We start from the raw sequence: 18,208 nt of genomic DNA, 5'->3' as shown, positions 1-18,208 counted from the left end.
CCATGGTCGTCGTCCATCACGCCATGCGCCCCCTGTTTGCAGGGGGCGCATGCCTGTTTCTGAGTGCCTGCACCCTGCTTGGCCCCGACTATCAGACGCCCCAGGTCACCGAGATGGCGTCCTGGCACAGCGCCAGCCAGGGCCAAGCGGCCGCCAACGCGGCTGACTACCGGCGATGGTGGGAGCAGTTGCACGATCCCGTGCTCAGCGCCCTGGTCGAGGAGGCCCTTCGCAACAACCCGGATGTCCGCATCGCGGGCCTGCGGATCCTGGAAGCCCAGGCCCAGCTCGGCATCGCCGAGAGCCTGCTCGGCCCGCAGGCCACGGTCGGCACCGGGGAGTTTTTGCAGGCCGGCCAGAGCCGCGATGGCCACAGCACCTCGGGCAGCAACTATGGCGCCGGCTTCAACCTCGGCTGGGAGCTCGATTTCTGGGGCAAGTTCAGGCGCGGGGTCGAGTCGGCGGATGCCAACTACTTCGCTACCCTGGCCCAATACGACGATGTCCAGGTGCTGATGATTGCCCAGGTGGCCCAGCTCTACGTGAGCATCAGGACCGTCGAGGCCAGGCTTCAGATAGCTCACGAGAACGCCCGCCTCCAGCGCCGCAGCCTGGAGATCACCGAACGACTGTTCAAGAGCGGCAACAGCGCCGAGCTGGATGTGCAGCAGGCCAGGACCCAGTATCTGGGCACCCTCTCCGGCATCCCCCAGCTTCAGACCAGCTTGCGCCAGAGCCAGAACGCCCTCTCCACCCTGCTGGCCCGCACGCCTGGCCCCCTGCCCGAGATGGGCGCGGGCACGGGGCAGATCCCCCAGGGCACCCTGGCACTGGTCGCCGAGATGCCCGCCGACTTGCTGCGCCGTCGCCCAGATGTGCGGGTCGCGGAGCGACAGCTGGCCGCCCAGTCGGCCCTCATCGGGGTGGCCGAGAGCGAGCTCTACCCCTCCATCACCCTGCTCGGCACGCTGGGGGTCAGCGCCACCGCTGGCAGCAGCGGCACCTACTCCTGGGCGGTGGGTCCGTCTCTCAGCTGGAACCTGCTGGATCAGGGGCGCCTCGGCAACCAGGTGCTGGTGCAGGACGCCCGCTTCCAGCAGCTCCATGAGCGCTACCGCGATACCCTGTTCAAGGCCGCCCGGGAGGTGGATGACGCCGCCATCGCCTACGCCAACGGTCAGGACGAGATCGCCCTGCTGATCCAGACGGGGGCGGCGGCGCGACGCTCCCTGGACATCGCCAACACCCAGTACCGGGAAGGCATGGCCGACTTCCAGCGAGTGCTCGACTCCCAGCGCGCCCTGTTCAGCCAGCAGGAGCGGCTGGTCAACAGCCGGGGGGCCCGCATGCGCGATCTCATCACGCTCTACAAGGCTCTGGGTGGCGGCTGGGAGCAGGGGCGCTCCCGCCCTCTGGTTACTCCCGCCGTCGAGGCTCAGTTGCGCCAGCGCGCCGACTGGGTCCCCTTGCTCGACAAGGTCCAGCCTCAGCCCAATCCCTCCTCCCAGAAGGTAAGTACCCATGACTGACAAGGCCCTCCCCCCCGGCAAGGCCAGCCGCAACGCCACCCTGGGGCTGCTGGGACTCATCGCCGCGCTGCTCGGCTGGTATCTGCTGGCCGACCGGCTGACCCCCTACAGCTCCCAGGCCCGCGTGCAGGCCTTCGTGGTCCCGATCGCCGCCGAAGTGGCCGGCCAGATCCAGCGAGTCCATGTGCGAGACAACCAGGACGTGGCGGCCGGCGATCCCCTGTTCGAGATCGATCCCGAACCCTATGACATCGCCCTGGCCAAGGCGCGCTCCGACTACCAGACGGTGCTGAGCGGCGTCAAGGCGGGCAACGAGGGGGTCAAGGCGGCCGAGGCGGCCCTGATGGCCATGCGGGCCGCCTATGACAACGCCGCCAAGGATGCGGCCCGCCAGGAGCGGCTCTATCGGGAGGATCCGGGTGCCATCTCGGTACGCCGCCTAGAGGTCGCCCAGGCCAGCCGGGAGACCGCCAAGAGCCAGGTGGCGGCCGCCGAGGCCGACGTGCGCCGTGCCATCGAGGCCGCCGGCGCCAGCGGGGACGACAACTCCCAGCTCCTCAGCGCCCGCTCGGCGGTGCACAAGGCGGAGCTGGATAGAGCCAACACCCGGGTGGTGGCGCCAGGGCGCGGCCTCATCACGGATCTCAGCACGGACGCCGGCCAGTTTATCGGTGCCGGTGCCCCGGCCATGACCCTGATCGCCATCCATGACGTCTGGATCTCGGCGGATCTGACGGAGAACAACCTCGGCAACGTCCAGCCCGGCGACAGGGTCGCCATCCTGCTGGACAGCCTGCCCGGTCACCTGTTTGAGGGGGAGGTGCGCAGCATCGGCTACGGGGTGAGCGACGGCAAGAGCCAGCCCGCCGGCACCCTGCCGACCGTGGACAACAACCGGGACTGGCTGCGCCAGGCCCAGCGCTTCCCGGTCAAGATCGCCTTCAAGGAGGGGGATCTGCCGCCGGCCGAGGGGCTGAGGGTCGGCGGTCAGGCCGACGTCATGGTCTATGCGGGCGACAGCGGCCCGATGAACCTGCTGGGGGCGCTCTACATCCGGTTGATGAGCCTCTGCTCCTTCCTCTACTAGGTGGCCTATGCATAACGCCGACAGGGCAGTCCTTCGTATCGGCACCGGCATCGCGCTGGCGGCGGGGATCTGCTACGGGCTCGCCCTGCCCATGCCCCACCTCGGCATCATCATGGCCTGGGTGGTGCTGTGCAAACCCGGTGAGCCCCTTGGTTTGACCAAGGGGCTGGCGGGGGGCCTGCTGTTGATGGCGATGATGATGGGGGGCGTACTGCTGGTCCCCTTGCTGACCCACTACGCCCTGGCGACCGTGCTGCTCGTCAGTCTGCTGCTCTACCTGCTGATGCTGCAGGGGATGGCGGGCAAGGGGGCGGCCTCCATGCTGCTCATCATGGCCATCACGCTGATCCCGGTGGCCGGTCTCGTCGAACAGCGGCTGGCCATCGCCATCGCCCAGATGATGGCGGTGGGGATCCTGGTGGGGACCCTGGTCAATGCCCTGGCCCACCGCCTGTTTCCCCCCAGGCCGTCGGCACAGGCCGCGAGGCCAAGGCCCGCCCCCCCGGAGCATCCAAGACGGTTGGCCCTGCGCGCCGTCATCATAGTGCTGCCGGTCTGGCTGCTGGCCCTCGGCAACCCCGCCTTCTACATCCCGGCAGTGATGAAGACGGTGGCCCTCGGCCAGCAGAGCAGCGCCCTCAATGCCAGAGCGGCGGGCAAGGAGCTGCTGTTCTCGACCCTGATGGGGGCCCTACTCGCCTTTGCGCTCTGGATGGGGCTCGGCATCTGGCCCTCCCTGCTGATGCTGATGTCGATGCTGGCCCTGATGACACTCTGGCTGGCGCGGCGGCTGCTTGGGCTGGTGCCGACCCGCTTCCCCCCCTCGTTCTGGAGCAACACCTGGATCACCGCGCTCATTCTGTTCGGCCCGGCCATAGAGGACAGCGCGGCGGGCAAGGATGTCTGGCTCGCCGCGGCGATGCGCTGCGGCCTCTATCTGTTGGTGGCTGGCTACGGCTGGTTCTGTATCTGGCTGTTCGAGCAGGGATGGCCGGTCGGCCGCCCCTTGGCAGATCAACCCATTGGAGAGTGATATGTTCACGATCTTTCTGGTCGGGATCCCGGTGATCCTGGCCAACATGCTGCTGCAGTCCCTGGTGTCGGTCTGGTGTATCCGCTTCTATCTCAAGCGCTTCGGCGAGCGGGAGGGGATCCTCGCCGGGGTGCTGGCGCTCTTTGGCATCATCACTCTGGTGATGCTGGGCAATCTGGCCCAGATCGCCATCTGGGGGGCCCTCTTCCTCTGGCTCGGGGAGTTCTCCACCCTGCAGGAGGCCGTCTATCACTCCGGGGTCAACTTCGCCACCCTGGGCTATGGCGACATCGTCATGAGCCCGCAGTGGAAGCTGCTGGGACCGCTGGAGGCGGTCAACGGCGCCCTGATGATAGGCCTCTCCGGCGCCTGCATGCTGGCGGTGCTGCAGCACCATGTCCGCAAGCAATTTCCCAGATAGCGCGAAGCGCGCAGAGACGCCTCCCTCCCCCTGATTTGCAACCCCGCCAGGGCGCAGAGTGCGCCCTGCATCACGCCAACAAAATGTTGTTTGGCACGGTTTTGCAGTATTCTTGCCATCCGACAGTTTCCCAACAGGACAGTGCCCGTTCATGTCGTCTACCGCGCTCAGTCACCTCCCCTCGGCCAGCCAGGCGCCGCTGTTCTTTCGCCTGGACACCCGCAGCCAGCGGTTGGTGGCCCTGACAGATGTGATGCAGACGCCCCTTCACTGGCTCGATGAGCCCAGAGAGGACTGGCCAACCCAGTTGCCCGAGGCCTTGCGCCTGCCCATCGAGCAGCGGCTCGCCAGCGGCCAGGGCGGCAGACTCTTGCTTCGTTTTGCGGATCTTCAGTGGAACATTTCCCTGTCCCATGAACAGGATGCCTTCTGGCTCATCTGTCTGCAGACCCAGCGCCAGGACAGCGTGGCAAGCCTCGCCCTGCAGTTGCCACGCCTGAGCCAGATGGCGAGCCAACAGCAATATGCCCCCATGCTGGAGAGCCTCAAGGAGTGCCTCGGCGCCGATCGCCTCATCCTCTGGCATTACCATACCAACGGCCCCCTCGGCAGCGAGCAGTTGACCCCGGTCTTCACCCTGGGGGTGGATACCCTGGCCCCCATCCGGGGAGACAGTCGCTACATCCGGGCCCTGCGCACCCGTGGCGCCCTGAGCTTCTCCGAGGCCGCCCACCAGCCCATGCTGGGGCAGCACTACTATCTGGGGGAGGCCCACGTCAGCTCTCGCCTGGATGGCGCCCTGCTAGAGCAGGAGAAGCTCATCGGCGTCCTCAGCCTCGAATACCAGGAGTCGACCCTGATCGGCGAAGAGGCGCTGCAACTGGTGCGCCACTGCGCCCAGCTGCTCGGCCACTGGCAACCCGAGCCGACACCTGCGGATACTCCCCTCCTCACCCCACCAGCGGATCTCGCCCTCAAGACGGGCCACGACTATTGCCGGGCCCTGCTCCACTGGGCCATGGGCATCAGCGGCGCCCGCATCGGCTGGCTCGCCGAGTTCCAGCCCCGCGGCCAGGATCTCTGGATCATTCCGCGCTGCACTCTGGACGGGGAGACCTTCTCCACCGTCAAACCCCTGCGGCTGGAGGCCGGCCCCGGGCTCGAGATCTTCCGCCACGGCCAAGCCCTCTACATCGACGATCTGCCCCTGCGCTACCCGCAGGCCGAGCAGCTCAACGCCCTCAAGGCCAAGGGTTACATCGGCATCCCTCTCGCGACTCAGCCCGGCGTGCCCTTCGGCCAGCTCACCCTGCTGCTCGATGAGCCCATCGCGGATCCCCCCCCCGTCCTCGATATGCTGAGCGGCCAGCGGGAGCGGGCCGCCGTCGAGCTGCAGCGCCTCGCCACCGACCAGGCCCTGCGCCTGGCCGAGGTTGCCTTCAACACCCACGATGGCCTGCTGGTAATGGATCAGGACGGCATCATCCTCAAGGTCAACGACTCCTTCACCCGTGTCACCGGGTTCGAAGGGGACGAGATGCTGGGCCTGCACATCACCAGGCTGCGGCCGACCTATTATGGGGACAGCCTGAAAGCGGATGTCACCACAGCCGTCAACAGCGAGGGCTTCTGGCTGGGGGAGGAGCAGTGCCTGCACAAGAGCGGACACCTCTTCCCGGTGCGGCTCATGGTGACCGGGGTCAAGGAGGAGGGCGAGATCAGCCACTTCGTCTGCAGCTTCCACGACATCAGCAGGGAGAAGGAGACGGCTCACCACATCGAGCGCCTGGCCTATTACGACGATCTCTGCGACCTCTACAACAGGCGCAGCCTGAACGACATCATGCAGCGCATCCTGCAACATCCGACGGGGCAATGGGGCGCCCTGCTGCTGCTGGATCTGGACAACTTCAAGTCGGTCAACGACTCCCTCGGCCATGCCTGCGGCGATCTGCTGCTCCAGGCCGTGGTGGTCAGACTCAAGTCCCTGCCCCAGGAGAATCTGGTGCTGGCCCGCACCTCGGGGGATGAATTTGCCCTGCTGTTCACCGCCCTTGGCCAGGGCTATGTGACCGCCAAGATCCTGGCGGAGCACTTCGCCCGGGAGCTGATGGGCATGTTCCGCAACCCCTTCGATGTGGGGGATCACAAGCTGCACTGCAGCGCCTCCGTGGGGATCAGCCTCTTCTGCGATGAGGACAGGGATCACCTCGTCCTGATGCAGCAGGCCGACACCGCGGCCCACATGGCCAAACGGGCCGGCCAGGGCAACTATGTCTTCTTCAGCGAGGCCATGGCGGAGAAGGAGAAGAGCAAGCTGGCCCTGAACAACCAGCTGAGGGACGCCCTTCGCAACAACGAGCTGGTGCTGCACTACCAGCCCCAGTACAGGGTCGACAATGGCAGCCTCTCCGGGGTCGAGGCCCTGGTGCGCTGGCAGAAGAGCGACGGCACCATGGTGCCACCCGGCGACTTCATCCCCGTCGCCGAGGAGACCACCCTCATCCAGGAGATTGGCTACTGGGTGATGAAGACCGCCTGCGCCCAGTACAGCTTCTGGCTCAACAGCGGTCTCGCCATTCCTCACCTGTCGGTCAACGTCAGCGCCCGCCAGTTCCACACCACAGGCTTCGTGCAACAGGTGGAGTACATATTGCGCGATACCGGCGTGCCCCCCTGCCGCCTGCTGCTGGAGGTGACCGAATCCGTGGTGCTGGAGAACCGGCTGGAGAGCATAGCCAGGATCCGCCAGCTCAAGGCACTGGGCATCCTCATCTCCATCGATGACTTCGGCACCGGCTACTCTTCTCTCGCCTATTTGCGCGATCTGCCCGCCGATGAGGTCAAACTGGATAGGAGCTTCATCCAGACGCTGGTTCACAGCGAACAGGACAGGGCCATCGTCAAGGCCATCCTGGATCTGGCCCGGGTGTTTCGCTTCACGGTGACCGCCGAAGGGGTGGAAGATCAGGAGCAGCTCGATGTGCTAAAACAGCTGGGATGCCAGCATTATCAAGGCTTCCTGACCAGCCGGCCCCTGCCGGTCAAGGCGCTGGAGAGCCTGCTTGGCGCCAGGCCCATGGGCTAAACATGTAGGATTTATAGGGCTTTTTGTAATAAAATAACGACCTGCTCGCCCCCAGCACGAATTATTGGAGTCGTCTATGTCAGTCACTAACCGGATCCCTGCCGTTGAAACCTCAGCCCCTGCCGGCAGCAAGGGCACCCAGCGGATCCCTGCCGTCACCACCGGTGACGCCAGCAGCACCGACGTTATTGGCCGTATCCATTCCGTTGAAACCTGCGGCACCGTCGATGGCCCCGGCATCCGCTTCATCGTGTTCATGCAAGGCTGCCTGATGCGCTGCAAGTATTGTCATAACCGGGACACCTGGGACACCCAGGGCGGTCGCGAGGTGACGGTGCCCGAGCTGATGAAGGATCTCACCAGCTATCGCCACTTCATGAATGCCTCGGGCGGCGGCGTCACCGCCTCCGGTGGGGAAGCCATGCTGCAGCAGGAGTTCATCGCCGATCTGTTCAGCGCCTGCAAGGCGCAGGGGATCCATACCTGCCTCGACACCAACGGTTTCGTGCGCCACTACGACGAACTGCTCGATCGGGTGCTGGACAACACGGATCTGGTGCTGCTCGACATCAAGCAGATCAACGACGAGAAGCACATCCCTCTCACCCACGTCAGCAACAAGTACACCCTGGAGTTCGCCCGCTATCTGGCGGCCAGGGGTCAGACCATGTGGATCCGCTACGTGGTGGTCCCCACCTGGTCCGATGATGACGAGAGTGCCGAGGGCCTCGGCCAGTTCATCGCCGAGCTGGGGGATTGCGTGGAGAAGGTGGAGCTGCTGCCCTATCACGAGCTCGGCAAACACAAGTGGGACGTACTGGGCGATCACTACGACCTCACCGGGATCAAGCCTCCCAGCAAGGAGACCATGGACAGGGTCCAGGCCATCCTTGGCAAGTACCACCCCAACGTCAAATATTGATGGCAAAGGGCTGACTCTCTCGGGTCGGCCCTTTTTCTTCAGCCACACCACTTCCTTTTCGTGACAGGCCAAGGACGCTGCCATGACCGACGGACAAGTCGCCGCCCTCCTGCTCTGGCTGGTACTGCTCGCCTTCAGCCTGAACGGCCCCTTGCTGCGCACCCTCCATGCCAACCCCCTCTGTCAGCACCTCTGCCTCGGGGGCGCCATCGCCCTGGTGCCACTGTGGATCTTGCGAGCCGGTCTGCACGAGGGGTTGGAGATCCATTTTCTCGGCCTCACCAGCCTAACCCTGCTGCTGGGCTGGCGCCTCGCCCTGCTGGCCCCCAGCCTCACCCTGCTGATCCTCGGCTACTTCGGCGTCACGGACCCGGCGGACTTCGGCTGGCAGGCCCTCATCGGCATCGCCCTGCCGGTCGCCACCAGCTGGCTGTTGTTTCTGGCGAGCTGGGCCTGGCTGCCCCGCCATCTGTTCGTGTATCTGTTCGTGGCCGCCTTTCTCGGCGGGGCGCTCGCCATCTCGGTCAAGATCCTCGCCTGCGCCCTCTGGATGGGGCTGGATGGCCGCTACAGCTGGCAAACCATCGGCAACGACTATCTCTCCATCTGGCCGCTGCTGCTCTTCCCCGAGGCCCTGCTCAACGGCATGGCCATGACCCTGCTCGCCGTCTATCGCCCCCACTGGGTCAACACCTTCTTCGATCGGGAATATCTGGGGCGCTGATGCCGGATCGGGGAGGAATAAACAACAAAGCCCGCAATCGCGGGCTTGGTTGTTTCTGGCATGTCTGCTTGTTCACACGCTGCGGGGGCGCAGGTGGGCGTGCCAGCGAGCCTCCCACTTCTTGAACAGCCAGACGATGACGAAGGTCAGCAGCATGTAGAGCAGGCCCGCGGTCAGGAAGGCCTCGAACGGGCTGTAGTAGCGGGAGTTGATGATCCGCGCCGCGCCGGTCAAGTCGACTATGGTGACTATCCCCGCCACCGCAGAGCCCTGCAGCATGAAGATCACCTCGTTGCTGTAGGCGGGCAGCGCACGGCGGAAGGAGTTTGGCAAGATGATCCGGGTGAGAGTCTGCCAGCGGGTCATGCCGAAGGCGTTCGCCGCCTCTATCTGCCCCTTGGGCATGTTCATCACGGCGCCGCGCACGATCTCCGCCGTATAAGCGCCGGTATTCAGGGTGAACGCCAGCAGGGCACAGAACCAGGCCTGGGCGAACAGATCCCAAGCCGCGCTGTTCTTGAGCCATTCCCACTGGGCGGCGCCGTAGTAGATGATGAAGAGCTGCACCAGGAGCGGGGTGCCGCGAAAGAAGTAGATATAGGCCCAGATCGGCCCCTTGATCAGCCAGTTGCGACTGTTGCGCAAGATGCCAAGCGGCACCGCCAGCGCCAGACCGAGGGCGAGGGAGGCGGCCACCAGCAGCACCGTGGTGTAGAGCCCCTGCCAATAGGTGGGCCACTCTTTGAGGATGATTGAGAAGTCCATGGCTTACCTCGTTTTGATGGCGTAGTGACGTTCGGCCCACTTGAGCGCCGAGGTGGAGACGGCGGTGAAGACCAGGAAGATCAGTGCCACGGCCATGTAGAAGGTGAAGGGCAGCTGGGTCGATCCCGCCGCCAGGGACGCCTTGCGCACCATGTCATCGAGCCCGATGATGGAAACCAGGGCCGTGGTCTTGAGCAGCACCAGCCAGTTGTTGCCAAAGCCCGGCAGGGCGTGACGCATCATCTGGGGGAAGAGGATCCGCACAAAGACCTGACGGGCCCGCATGCCGAAGGCGCGAGCGGCCTCCAGCTCCCCCTTGTCCACCGCCAGGATGGCACCGCGGAAGGTTTCGGTCATGTAGGCCCCGAAGATGAAACCTATGGTGGCGACCCCAGCCGCGAACGGGCTGATGTCGATGTAATCCGGCAGCAGTGAGACCCACTCCTGGTTCGGATTGCTCGCCAGCAGGTAGTTGTTGTAGGTCTCGTTGACCCAGGTGCAGAAGTTGTTGATGAGCACCTGGCCGCCGAAGAACAGCAGCATCATCAGCACCAGATCCGGGATGCCGCGAATGAGGGTGGTGTAGCCCGCGGCGACGCCCCGCGCCCAGCGGTAGGGGGAGAGTTTTGCCAGCGCCCCCAGCATGCCGAGCAGCAGTGCCAGCAGCAGGGAGGCGAGCGCCACCTCCAGGGTGACCCAGGCCCCCTCCAGCAGGGAGGCCTCGTATCCTTTCAAGTCAAACATATGCGGCTCCATCGCCATTGAGTGGACTCAATAAGCAGCTTCATATCCTTGTCAGATCCATGTCATGCCGCCCGTCACGCTGTTGCCGACGGACATGCACTTTCAAATCAACCAGATACAGCTTCGTTGCAATCAAGTAGGCCCGTCACTCCCGGCGGGAGCCAACGGGCCTGATGACGACTGGCGGCAGCCCCCGTTGGCGAGGGCACACCACCGGGGTGGTCCTTATTCGCCGTAGACGTCGAAGTCGAAGTACTTGTCGTTGATGGCCTTGTACTTGCCGTTCGCGCGCAGGGCCAGGATGGCGGCGTTGAATTTCTCTTTCAGATCCTTGTCGGCCTTGCGCACCGCGATGCCGGCACCCTCGCCAAACCACTTGGGATCGGTCAGTTTCGGGCCGACGAACTCGAACGCATCGCCCCCCTCTTTCTTGAGCAGGCCGTCGCTGATGGCGGCGGAGTCGGCCATCACGTAGTCAACACGACCGGATTTCAGATCGAGATAGGCCTCGTCGGCGGTGCCGTAGCGCTTGATGGTGGCGTTCGGGAAGTTGTCGGTGATGTAGGTGTCCATGGAGGTGGCGCGCTGCACGGCGATGGTCTTGCCATCCATGAAGGCCTTCTCCAGTTTCACCTCTGTGCCCTTCTTGGCGGCGAAGCGGGCCGGGATATGCTGGTACTTCTGGGTGAAGTCCACCTTCTTCTTGCGCTCTTCGGTGATGTCCATGGTGGCGATGATGGCGTCATACTTGCGCGACAGCAGCGCTGGTATGATGCCGTCCCAGTCCTGCTTGATCAGGGTGCACTTCACCTTCATCTCTTCGCACAGGGCGTTGGCGATGTCGATGTCAAAGCCTTTCACCTCGCCGCTCGGCTCGGTCCAGGAGAAGGGGGGATAGGCACCCTCAACCCCGATCCGCACCTCTTTCCACTCCTTGGCCATCAGGCTGCCGGAAGACAGGGCGGTCACGATGGCAGTCGCCAGCATCAGCTTGTTCATGTATCTCTCCTTGATAAACACGTCGATCGTTGAAAATGCAGCTTGTTGAGAATAGAGCCCGCCATCAATAGATGGAGGAGATGAATTGTTTGAAGCGCTCCGATTTGGGGTGGGCAAAGATCTCCTTGGGGTTGCCCTCCTCCTCCACCCGCCCCTGATGCAGGAACATCACCTTGTTCGACACATCCCGGGCAAATGACATCTCGTGGGTCACCACCAGCATGGTGCGACCCTCCTCGGCCAGCTCGCGCATCAGGCCGAGCACCTCCCCCACGAGCTCGGGGTCGAGCGCCGAGGTGGGCTCGTCGAACAGCATCACGTCGGGCTCCACCGCCAGGGCACGGGCAATGGCCGCCCGCTGCTGCTGGCCGCCGGAGAGGTGGCCGGGGTAGTAGTCACGACGCTCCCAGAGCCCCACCCGGTTGAGCAGATGTTCCGCCTTGGCGATGGCCTCGACACGGGGCACCTTGAGCACCTGGATGGGCACCTCGATGATGTTCTGCATGATGGTCATGTGGGACCAGAGATTGAAGCTCTGAAACACCATGGCCAACCGGCTGCGGATCCGCTCCACCTGACGCATGTCCTCCGGCAGTCGTTCACCGGCGCGATTGCTTTTCATGCGGATGAGTTCACCGTGCAGGGAGACGGTGCCGGCGGAGGGGGTTTCCAGTAAATTGATGCAACGCAGAAAAGTCGACTTCCCCGAACCCGAGGAGCCGATCAGGGAGATGACATCCCCCTTGCGGGCGGTCATATCGATGCCCTTGAGCACTTCGTGGGTGCCAAAATACTTGTGCAGATCACGAACTTCCAGTGCGGCGACGTCGCTCATCCATTACAACCTTGTCTGTCCCTAGACGCCTCATTGGGCGTGACTCAACCATCGTCCATTTAACAAAGTGTTAACCGATGGCAACCTCTAGCGAAAATATCACTCAGGTAGTCAAAAAACAATACAGAACCGAGGTATTTGGTGTTTTATCTGTATTTTTATTGGTCAATAACGGTTTTTTCAGCAGTTTGTCTGCATAAAATCCGACTTTTGTCATATGCCGGATACCGCTTTTTTATACCCACAATGCACGAGTAGCAAGAAAATTCCGCTATCAGACCGGGATCATGGCCGGAACAACTTTATTCATCACTCTCATCCCCCTTCATCAGGCCATTTTTGGGGATGAAATTGATTTTACTGGCGATGAACTCGCCAAAACACGGCTTCTTCTCCATTCGAGACTACCCATAAATCATAACAATATGGTAAAAAAGCCTCGCATGGGCCATTCAAACCCCTGGATTTGTGACGCTTGTGCAATAAGAAGTGATAGTGTGTCGTTTTTCCCAGTTTTGTGACCGAGGCCCCAATGTTGCTGAATGTGTTGCTGATCCTGCTGCCGCTCGTGATCGGCTATCTTGTCCCCCTCTCCTCCGCCCGCCTCATCAAGCTGGTCAACCAGTCCCTCGGCAAGATGGTCTACCTCATCCTGTTCCTGATGGGGCTGGGGCTCGCCTATGTGGAGAACCTCGGCACCAACCTGGCGGTGATCTTCAAGGTGGCGGCCGTCATGCTCGGCGCCATCACCGCCTGCAACCTGCTGGCGCTCTGGTGGCTGGACAGGCGCAGCCCCCCCACCCACGAGACCCGCGACGGCAAGATGCCGAGCAAGTTGCACCTGCTGTGGGAGTCATTGCAGCTCTGCTTCGTGGTGCTGGCCGGGGTGGGGCTCGGCCTGCTGGTGGACCTGCGCATCCTGCCCATCGACAAGTTGAGCGAGTGGGCGCTGATGCTGCTGCTGTTGCTCATCGGCATCCAGATGCGCAACTCCGGCATGCGGCTGCGCCAGATCCTGCTCAACCCCTGGGGTATGAAGATAGCCGCCACCGTGATCCTGAGCAGCTGGCTCGGCAGCCTGCTGGCGGCCCAGCTGCTGACCATGCCCTGGAACCATGCCCTGGCGCTCGCCTCCAGCTTCGGCTGGTATTCGCTGTCCGGCATCCTGGTGGCGGACAAGCTGGGGCCCGTGCTGGGTTCCGCCGCCTTCATCAACGATCTCGGCCGCGAGCTCATCGCCATCCTCATCATCCCGGTGTTGATGCGCCGCCACCCCTCGGCCGCCATCGGCTATGGCGGCGCCACCGCCCTGGACTTTACCCTGCCGGTGATCCAGAAGTCCGGCGGCATCCAGGTGGTGCCGGTGGCCATCGTCTCCGGCTTCATTCTGAGCCTGCTCGGCCCCATCCTGATCCTGGGTTTCCTGGCCATCTAAACGCCGCGGCTCCCACGAAGAAGCCCGACCTGAGGTCGGGCTTCTTCGTTTTGAACGATCGCGGCCTGTGAGCTGCCGGCGCTTTCTCTGCGACGTCCAACCTCAGGTGCGCCACTGACCGGCGCTCATCACCCGCGTGATGGCGAGCGTCTTTGGATCGACCAGCAACAGATCCGCATCCTGCCCCACTCCTATGCTTCCCTTGCCAGCGAGGCCGAGCGCCCGGGCCGGGTTGGCGGTCACGACGCCGAGGGCGACCTCCAGCGCCACCCCCTTGGCACAGGCCTGCACCAGCTCCTGCCACAGGCTCCCTATCTGGCCGCAGCGCATCTCGATCAACCGCCCCTCGCCATCGAAGCGCGGCAGGCTGGCGTTGGCATCCGAGCTGAAGCTGATCCGATCGGCCGGCACGCCGGCGGCCAGCAATTCCACCAGCGCATCCGCCGCCAACCGCTCGCCATCCTCCAGCAGGTCGGGGAAGCTGGAAGTGGTGAGATCGACCCAGCCCCCCGCCTTGCCCCAATGGATGGCCTCGGCGAACAGCCAGGGGTTGCGGTTGCAGTGGGTGGGATAGAGCTGGCGCAGGGGAATATCCGTCTCATCGCGCAGGGCGCGCAGCGGGGCCAGCGCCCTGCGGCCATCCCCCAGGTGGAAGAAGCTGACCCCGCTCTTGCCCGCGAGCAGGCCCGCCACCCGGGCCTCGCTCACCAGCCGGGCCAGCTCGTCGTGGGTGGGGGCGCTGGATCTGTGATCGCTGATGGCGACCTCCCCCACCCCCAGCACCTCGGGGATCAGCATGATGTCGGACTCCACCGAGCCGGTGAGCGTCTTGACCGGCAGATGGTAGGAGCCTGTGTACATGAAGGCGCTCACCCCGGCGGCGCGAAATTCCCGCACCTTGCCGAGCACCTGGGCCGGGCTGCGGGTCAGGCTGTCGGTGCCCAGTGCCGCCACCAAGGTGGTGACACCCGATTTCAAGGCCTCTTCGGCGGCAAGTTCGGGGGTGCGAAAGCCAAAGCCCCCCTCTCCGCCACCGCCGGTGATATGGGCCAAGGGATCCACCAACCCGGGCACCAGATAGTGGCCACGGCCATCCACCCGGCTGAGCGGCCAGTTGGCGGGCAGATCCAACCCCTTGCCTATCCAGGCGATGCGGCCATCGGCCACCAGCAGATCCTGCTGGCCGAGAGAGTGGGGGCTGTAGATCTCGGCACCTTCGATCAGGGTCAACATGGGATCACTCCTTGAGAAACATTGCCAGGAAGCCGGCGAGGGACTCCATTAACCCACCTTTGTCGCGCCAGGGGAAGGACTTGAGTCGTTTGCCCATAGGCAAAGCTGCGCGGATCCGCTAGGCTCACCAGCAACCTTCGCTGGTCGATACCCACTCCCATGAATTTTCTGGCCCACCTGCACCTGGCCGCCCACACCCAGAGCTCCCTCACCGGCAACCTGCTGGGGGACTTCGTCAAGGGCTCGCTCCCGAGCGGTCTCGGGCCCGAGCTGGACGAGGGGATCTGGCTGCATCGCAAGATAGATGCCTTCACCGATGCCCACCCGGCGCACAGGGCCGCGGTCGCCCGCTTCGAGCCGCCCTGGCGCCGCTTCGGCGGCATCCTGGTGGACATGCTCTATGACCACTGGCTCTGTCTGCACTGGTCCCGCTACGCCAGCCTCCCCCAGCCCGATTTCCTGCGCCAGAGCTATGGCCGCTTGCTGGCCGATGACGCCTCCTTGCCGGAAGGGTTGCCCCTGCCCCTCAAGCGGATGGCGCAGCAGGACTGGATCGCCTCCTATCACCACAAGGAGGGGCTGGCCCAGGCCCTCGACGGCATAGGCCGCCGGTTGCGCCGCCCCCTTCCCCTCGGCGAGGCGCTCCTCACCCTGGATACCGAACAGTGGCAGGCCGGTGAGCAGGGCTTTCTGCGCTTCTATCCCGAGCTGATGACGTTCAGCGAGCGGCAGCTGGCGGCCTATCGACGGGGCGATCGCCCATAAAAAACGCCCCGCGGGGCGTTTTCTCTCCGGTCACGGCTCAGATCGCCGGCTGGAAGACGAACGGCTTGCTCGCCACAAACTTGTCGGCGGTCTCCCCCGCATAGAGCTGGCCCTCGGTCAGAGCCAGCTTCCTCACCTGAGCCCCGTCCTTGAGATCCAGCTTGTCCATGCTCACCCAGAAGGTGTTGGGCAGGTTGGTCAGCTCGAAGAAGTAGCGGCGATGCTGCTGATCCGCCACGCTGCGCCACAGGGTGGTGGAGATGTTCGGCTGATCCGGGGTGCTGATCCCCATGGGCACGGAGACGTTGCGCATCACGCTCATCACCCCGGCCACCGCCTGCTCCATCTGGTTGGTCTTGGGCAGGGTCTTGATGTAGAAGGAGGCGCGGGCGAAGCGATCCGCCGAGCGGTTGGTGCCTGGCAGCATGGTCAGCCCCCCTATCTCCTCCCAGTAGTCGTTGAGCGCCAGCTGCTTGTCGAAGGTGGGGGAGTTGGTCATCACCTGGTAGCCGGGATCGTGATGGATCTGCAGCTTGCCGTTCACATACTGGAAGATGGCCGAGTCGCCGCTCGCATCCGAGAGGGAGAGGTGCAACTGGGCCGGCCGGCCATCCGGCGTCATGCCGGTCATCACGTAAAATTCATCCTTCGACAGCGCCGTCACCGCCTCCTCCACGGTGGCGAAGTTGTCCAGCACGTACTGGGCCCAGAGGGAGATGGAGAGGGTCTTGCGCTTGTCCCCATCGGTGGGGGTCACATACTGCGACTCGGTCAGGTAGAGCAGGTTCGCCACCAACCCCTTCTCGTTCATGCCATCGGCCGTGCCGGCATCGAACCCCGCCGCCACCACAGAGCCGTAACGAGCCTTCCACTGCAACGATTTGGGGCCTGCGGCCCCATCCCGGCTGATGCCCCGTGGCAGCGCCCACAGGTTGGTGGGCATGGCGGTACGCCAGTCCATGGTCCGCCCCGTGACTATGAGGCCATCCTCCCCCTGATAAAGGGCGCGGGTGCACGCCTGTGCCGCCCCGCTGACCGAGCAGGCCAGCGCCAGGGTCAACAGGCATTGTCGAAAGAGAGGAGCAAGTGTGATCTTCATAAGGGTCTCGCAGATCTGGCGCCCAGAGGCAACAGACTCATCAGGTCATCTCGCGGATGACGATCGGGAGCCGGCTCGCACAAAGGATAGCCAAGCTCCGGCCGACACTTATTTTATCACTCTACCTCTTTAGGGAGTTTCCAGGAGAGAGCCTCTGGGTCAATTGCTGACGGATGCCGCCATCAAAAAACCGGACGCGAAGTCCGGTTTGATGATGTGTAGAGCTCAGCTCTGCTCTTTCTTCTTGCGGATGCTAAGGCCGAGCTCACGACCGCGCAGGCGGGCATAGTAGATGGTGCCGATGAAGGCGAGGCTGGTAAGCACCAGCTCCACCACCGCCAGCCATCGCTCTCCCTCGTCCGTGGTGATGAGCGTCAGGGCGTGCAGGAAATAGGGCATCAGCACGAAGTTGCCCCAGGCGTGGGTGTAGGGGTTGCCCTGCACTATGCCCTTTAAGGGGAACAGCAGGGGCACTGTCCAGATCACCGGCAGCAGCCAGGGATTGAGATCCGGGTGGGGGGAGAGCCACAGATGCCACAAGATTACCCAGGCCAGCAGGCCGAAGAAGCCGACCAGGGTCAGCAGACGGGCGAAGCGGGTGCTCACTTGAGGATCTCCAGCACCTGCTCGGGGGGGCGACCGATGCGGGCCTGGCCGTTCCTGATGACGATGGGGCGCTCGATCAGCTTGGGGTGCTGGTGCATGGCGGCGATCAGGGCATCGCCTTCTTGCTCGGCCAGTCCCAGCTCCTTGTAGAGATCCTCCTTGGTACGCATCAGCTGGCGCGGATCGCTGAAACCGAGCTGGGTCAGCAGGGTGCGGATCTGCGCCTCGCTCGGCGCCTGTTCCAGATAGAGCACCACATCAGGGGCGATCCCGTTCTGTTCCAGCAGGGCCAGGGTTTCACGGCTCTTTGAGCAGCGCGGATTGTGGTAAATTTGGGTCTCGCTCATGGTAACTCCCTGATATGACAGATGGGACAAGAAACGGCGCTATTGTAGGGGAAACGCAGGATGAGGGTAAGGGCAAGGCGGGAAATGAAACGAATTTGTTGGCTGTTTGTGGCCGGCCTGCTGACGGCCTGTTCGCCGGCCCCCAGCTTTACCGATGGGGCGGGCCAGTCGGTCAGCCTGAGCGACTTTGCCGGCAAGCCGCTGCTGGTGAACTACTTCGCCCCCTGGTGCCCACCCTGCCTGCGGGAGATGCCGCTGCTGGCGGCGCTGCACCGGGAGGGGCGGATTGGGGTGATCGCCATCAACTACGATCCCGTAACCCCCCCCGAGCTGAGCGAGCTCGCCCGCCAGCACGGGATAGCCGTGCCCCTGCTGATCCCGGAGGATGAGTCTCGCCTCCCCTTCCCCCGCCCCAGCATGCTGCCCACCAGCTATCTGCTCAGCGCCGAGGGCGAGCTGCTGGAGACCCTGGTCGGGGAACTGGATGCCCAAAAACTCGCCGACCTCAAGGAGCGGGCCGCGGCGCTGCGCTGAGGGGCACGAAAGCCGCAGCAAAACGGGGTGCACCATCGCTGG

The 18,208-nt window shown here is 63.9% G+C and carries 18 protein-coding genes; 10 read left to right on the top strand and 8 right to left on the bottom strand.

Going from position 1 to position 18,208, the window contains the following annotated elements; all coding sequences use genetic code 11:
- The first annotated feature begins 2 nt into the window (after positions 1-2).
- The 7 genes from ACT5M9_RS20190 to ACT5M9_RS20160 all read left to right on the top strand — a co-directional run bounded on the left by ACT5M9_RS20190 (position 3) and on the right by ACT5M9_RS20160 (position 8,804).
- Positions 3-1,529: an efflux transporter outer membrane subunit gene (locus ACT5M9_RS20190; protein ID WP_457979357.1), complete on the top strand. Its 1,527-nt coding sequence runs from the start codon at positions 3-5 to the stop codon at positions 1,527-1,529.
- Positions 1,522-2,616, top strand: a complete 1,095-nt coding sequence (locus tag ACT5M9_RS20185; RefSeq protein ID WP_457979359.1) for an HlyD family secretion protein — start codon at positions 1,522-1,524, stop codon at positions 2,614-2,616. Before ACT5M9_RS20190 ends, ACT5M9_RS20185 begins: the two co-directional genes overlap by 8 nt.
- A gap of 7 nt (positions 2,617-2,623) precedes the next feature.
- Positions 2,624-3,649, top strand: a complete 1,026-nt coding sequence (locus ACT5M9_RS20180; RefSeq protein WP_457979360.1) for a hypothetical protein — start codon at positions 2,624-2,626, stop codon at positions 3,647-3,649.
- Between the two features lies 1 nt (position 3,650).
- Complete coding sequence (locus tag ACT5M9_RS20175; RefSeq protein ID WP_438549720.1) at positions 3,651-4,070, top strand: ion channel; 420 nt, start codon at positions 3,651-3,653, stop codon at positions 4,068-4,070.
- Positions 4,071-4,221: 151 nt separating this feature from the next.
- Positions 4,222-7,158: a sensor domain-containing phosphodiesterase gene (locus ACT5M9_RS20170; RefSeq protein ID WP_457979362.1), complete on the top strand. Its 2,937-nt coding sequence runs from the start codon at positions 4,222-4,224 to the stop codon at positions 7,156-7,158.
- A gap of 76 nt (positions 7,159-7,234) precedes the next feature.
- Positions 7,235-8,080: a pyruvate formate lyase 1-activating protein gene (gene pflA, locus ACT5M9_RS20165; protein ID WP_438549722.1), complete on the top strand. Its 846-nt coding sequence runs from the start codon at positions 7,235-7,237 to the stop codon at positions 8,078-8,080.
- Positions 8,081-8,162: 82 nt separating this feature from the next.
- Positions 8,163-8,804 carry an energy-coupling factor ABC transporter permease gene (locus tag ACT5M9_RS20160; protein ID WP_457979364.1) on the top strand — a complete coding sequence of 214 codons (642 nt, stop codon included), beginning with the start codon at positions 8,163-8,165 and terminating at the stop codon, positions 8,802-8,804.
- 72 nt (positions 8,805-8,876) lie between these two features.
- On the opposite strand, the gene ACT5M9_RS20155 is transcribed toward ACT5M9_RS20160, so the two are convergent.
- The 4 genes from ACT5M9_RS20155 to ACT5M9_RS20140 form a co-directional block, all read right to left on the bottom strand.
- Entirely contained in the window at positions 8,877-9,569 is a 693-nt protein-coding gene (locus ACT5M9_RS20155) for an ABC transporter permease (RefSeq protein ID WP_457979366.1), read from the bottom strand.
- A gap of 3 nt (positions 9,570-9,572) precedes the next feature.
- Positions 9,573-10,313 (bottom strand): ABC transporter permease, encoded by a 741-nt coding sequence (locus ACT5M9_RS20150; RefSeq protein WP_438549725.1) that lies wholly within the window; start codon positions 10,311-10,313, stop codon positions 9,573-9,575.
- Between the two features lie 225 nt (positions 10,314-10,538).
- Positions 10,539-11,312 carry an L-arginine-binding protein AotJ gene (gene aotJ, locus ACT5M9_RS20145; protein WP_100859508.1) on the bottom strand — a complete coding sequence of 258 codons (774 nt, stop codon included), beginning with the start codon at positions 11,310-11,312 and terminating at the stop codon, positions 10,539-10,541.
- A 64-nt stretch (positions 11,313-11,376) separates the two neighbouring features.
- Positions 11,377-12,147, bottom strand: a complete 771-nt coding sequence (locus tag ACT5M9_RS20140; protein WP_457979368.1) for an ABC transporter ATP-binding protein — start codon at positions 12,145-12,147, stop codon at positions 11,377-11,379.
- 532 nt (positions 12,148-12,679) lie between these two features.
- Here ACT5M9_RS20140 and ACT5M9_RS20135 point away from each other — a divergent pair.
- On the top strand, positions 12,680-13,582 hold the full coding sequence (locus tag ACT5M9_RS20135; RefSeq protein WP_457979369.1) for a LysO family transporter: 903 nt from the start codon (positions 12,680-12,682) through the stop codon (positions 13,580-13,582).
- Positions 13,583-13,684: 102 nt separating this feature from the next.
- On the opposite strand, the gene iadA is transcribed toward ACT5M9_RS20135, so the two are convergent.
- A complete protein-coding gene (gene iadA, locus ACT5M9_RS20130) occupies positions 13,685-14,815 on the bottom strand; it encodes a beta-aspartyl-peptidase (protein WP_457979371.1) in 1,131 nt (376 codons plus the stop codon).
- Between the two features lie 159 nt (positions 14,816-14,974).
- Between iadA and ACT5M9_RS20125 the strand changes: the two genes are divergently transcribed.
- The gene (locus tag ACT5M9_RS20125; protein WP_457979373.1) at positions 14,975-15,580 is read left to right on the top strand and encodes an acyl carrier protein phosphodiesterase; all 606 of its coding nucleotides are present in this window, start codon (positions 14,975-14,977) and stop codon (positions 15,578-15,580) included.
- A 37-nt stretch (positions 15,581-15,617) separates the two neighbouring features.
- Here ACT5M9_RS20125 and bsh read toward each other — a convergent pair whose 3' ends face one another.
- The 3 genes from bsh to arsC form a co-directional block, all read right to left on the bottom strand.
- Positions 15,618-16,679, bottom strand: a complete 1,062-nt coding sequence (gene bsh, locus ACT5M9_RS20120) for a bile salt hydrolase (protein WP_457979374.1) — start codon at positions 16,677-16,679, stop codon at positions 15,618-15,620.
- Positions 16,680-16,904: 225 nt separating this feature from the next.
- Positions 16,905-17,285 (bottom strand): DUF2069 domain-containing protein, encoded by a 381-nt coding sequence (locus ACT5M9_RS20115; protein ID WP_457979376.1) that lies wholly within the window; start codon positions 17,283-17,285, stop codon positions 16,905-16,907.
- On the bottom strand, positions 17,282-17,632 hold the full coding sequence (gene arsC / locus ACT5M9_RS20110) for an arsenate reductase (glutaredoxin) (RefSeq protein WP_457979378.1): 351 nt from the start codon (positions 17,630-17,632) through the stop codon (positions 17,282-17,284). Before arsC ends, ACT5M9_RS20115 begins: the two co-directional genes overlap by 4 nt.
- An 84-nt stretch (positions 17,633-17,716) precedes the next feature.
- Here arsC and ACT5M9_RS20105 point away from each other — a divergent pair, with 84 nt between their 5' ends.
- Positions 17,717-18,166, top strand: a complete 450-nt coding sequence (locus ACT5M9_RS20105; RefSeq protein ID WP_438549733.1) for a TlpA disulfide reductase family protein — start codon at positions 17,717-17,719, stop codon at positions 18,164-18,166.
- The last annotated feature ends 42 nt before the right edge of the window (positions 18,167-18,208 follow it).

The sequence above is a fragment of the Aeromonas sp. AE23HZ002T15 genome (assembly GCF_054165525.2).
The sequence above is the reverse complement of the archived record's forward strand: the minus strand, read 5'-3'. Positions and strand labels throughout refer to the sequence as shown.

What these genes read in the sequence shown, in the direction of transcription:
- ACT5M9_RS20190 (WP_457979357.1), top strand. Translation starts at nt 3, where the DNA reads ATGGTCGTCGTCCATCACGCCATGCGCCCCCTGTTTGCAGGGGGCGCA.
- ACT5M9_RS20185 (WP_457979359.1), top strand. Translation starts at nt 1,522, where the DNA reads ATGACTGACAAGGCCCTCCCCCCCGGCAAGGCCAGCCGCAACGCCACC.
- ACT5M9_RS20180 (WP_457979360.1), top strand. Translation starts at nt 2,624, where the DNA reads ATGCATAACGCCGACAGGGCAGTCCTTCGTATCGGCACCGGCATCGCG.
- ACT5M9_RS20175 (WP_438549720.1), top strand. Translation starts at nt 3,651, where the DNA reads ATGTTCACGATCTTTCTGGTCGGGATCCCGGTGATCCTGGCCAACATG.
- ACT5M9_RS20170 (WP_457979362.1), top strand. Translation starts at nt 4,222, where the DNA reads ATGTCGTCTACCGCGCTCAGTCACCTCCCCTCGGCCAGCCAGGCGCCG.
- pflA (WP_438549722.1), top strand. Translation starts at nt 7,235, where the DNA reads ATGTCAGTCACTAACCGGATCCCTGCCGTTGAAACCTCAGCCCCTGCC.
- ACT5M9_RS20160 (WP_457979364.1), top strand. Translation starts at nt 8,163, where the DNA reads ATGACCGACGGACAAGTCGCCGCCCTCCTGCTCTGGCTGGTACTGCTC.
- ACT5M9_RS20155 (WP_457979366.1), bottom strand. Translation starts at nt 9,569, where the DNA reads ATGGACTTCTCAATCATCCTCAAAGAGTGGCCCACCTATTGGCAGGGG.
- ACT5M9_RS20150 (WP_438549725.1), bottom strand. Translation starts at nt 10,313, where the DNA reads ATGTTTGACTTGAAAGGATACGAGGCCTCCCTGCTGGAGGGGGCCTGG.
- aotJ (WP_100859508.1), bottom strand. Translation starts at nt 11,312, where the DNA reads ATGAACAAGCTGATGCTGGCGACTGCCATCGTGACCGCCCTGTCTTCC.
- ACT5M9_RS20140 (WP_457979368.1), bottom strand. Translation starts at nt 12,147, where the DNA reads ATGAGCGACGTCGCCGCACTGGAAGTTCGTGATCTGCACAAGTATTTT.
- ACT5M9_RS20135 (WP_457979369.1), top strand. Translation starts at nt 12,680, where the DNA reads ATGTTGCTGAATGTGTTGCTGATCCTGCTGCCGCTCGTGATCGGCTAT.
- iadA (WP_457979371.1), bottom strand. Translation starts at nt 14,815, where the DNA reads ATGTTGACCCTGATCGAAGGTGCCGAGATCTACAGCCCCCACTCTCTC.
- ACT5M9_RS20125 (WP_457979373.1), top strand. Translation starts at nt 14,975, where the DNA reads ATGAATTTTCTGGCCCACCTGCACCTGGCCGCCCACACCCAGAGCTCC.
- bsh (WP_457979374.1), bottom strand. Translation starts at nt 16,679, where the DNA reads ATGAAGATCACACTTGCTCCTCTCTTTCGACAATGCCTGTTGACCCTG.
- arsC (WP_457979378.1), bottom strand. Translation starts at nt 17,632, where the DNA reads ATGAGCGAGACCCAAATTTACCACAATCCGCGCTGCTCAAAGAGCCGT.
- ACT5M9_RS20105 (WP_438549733.1), top strand. Translation starts at nt 17,717, where the DNA reads ATGAAACGAATTTGTTGGCTGTTTGTGGCCGGCCTGCTGACGGCCTGT.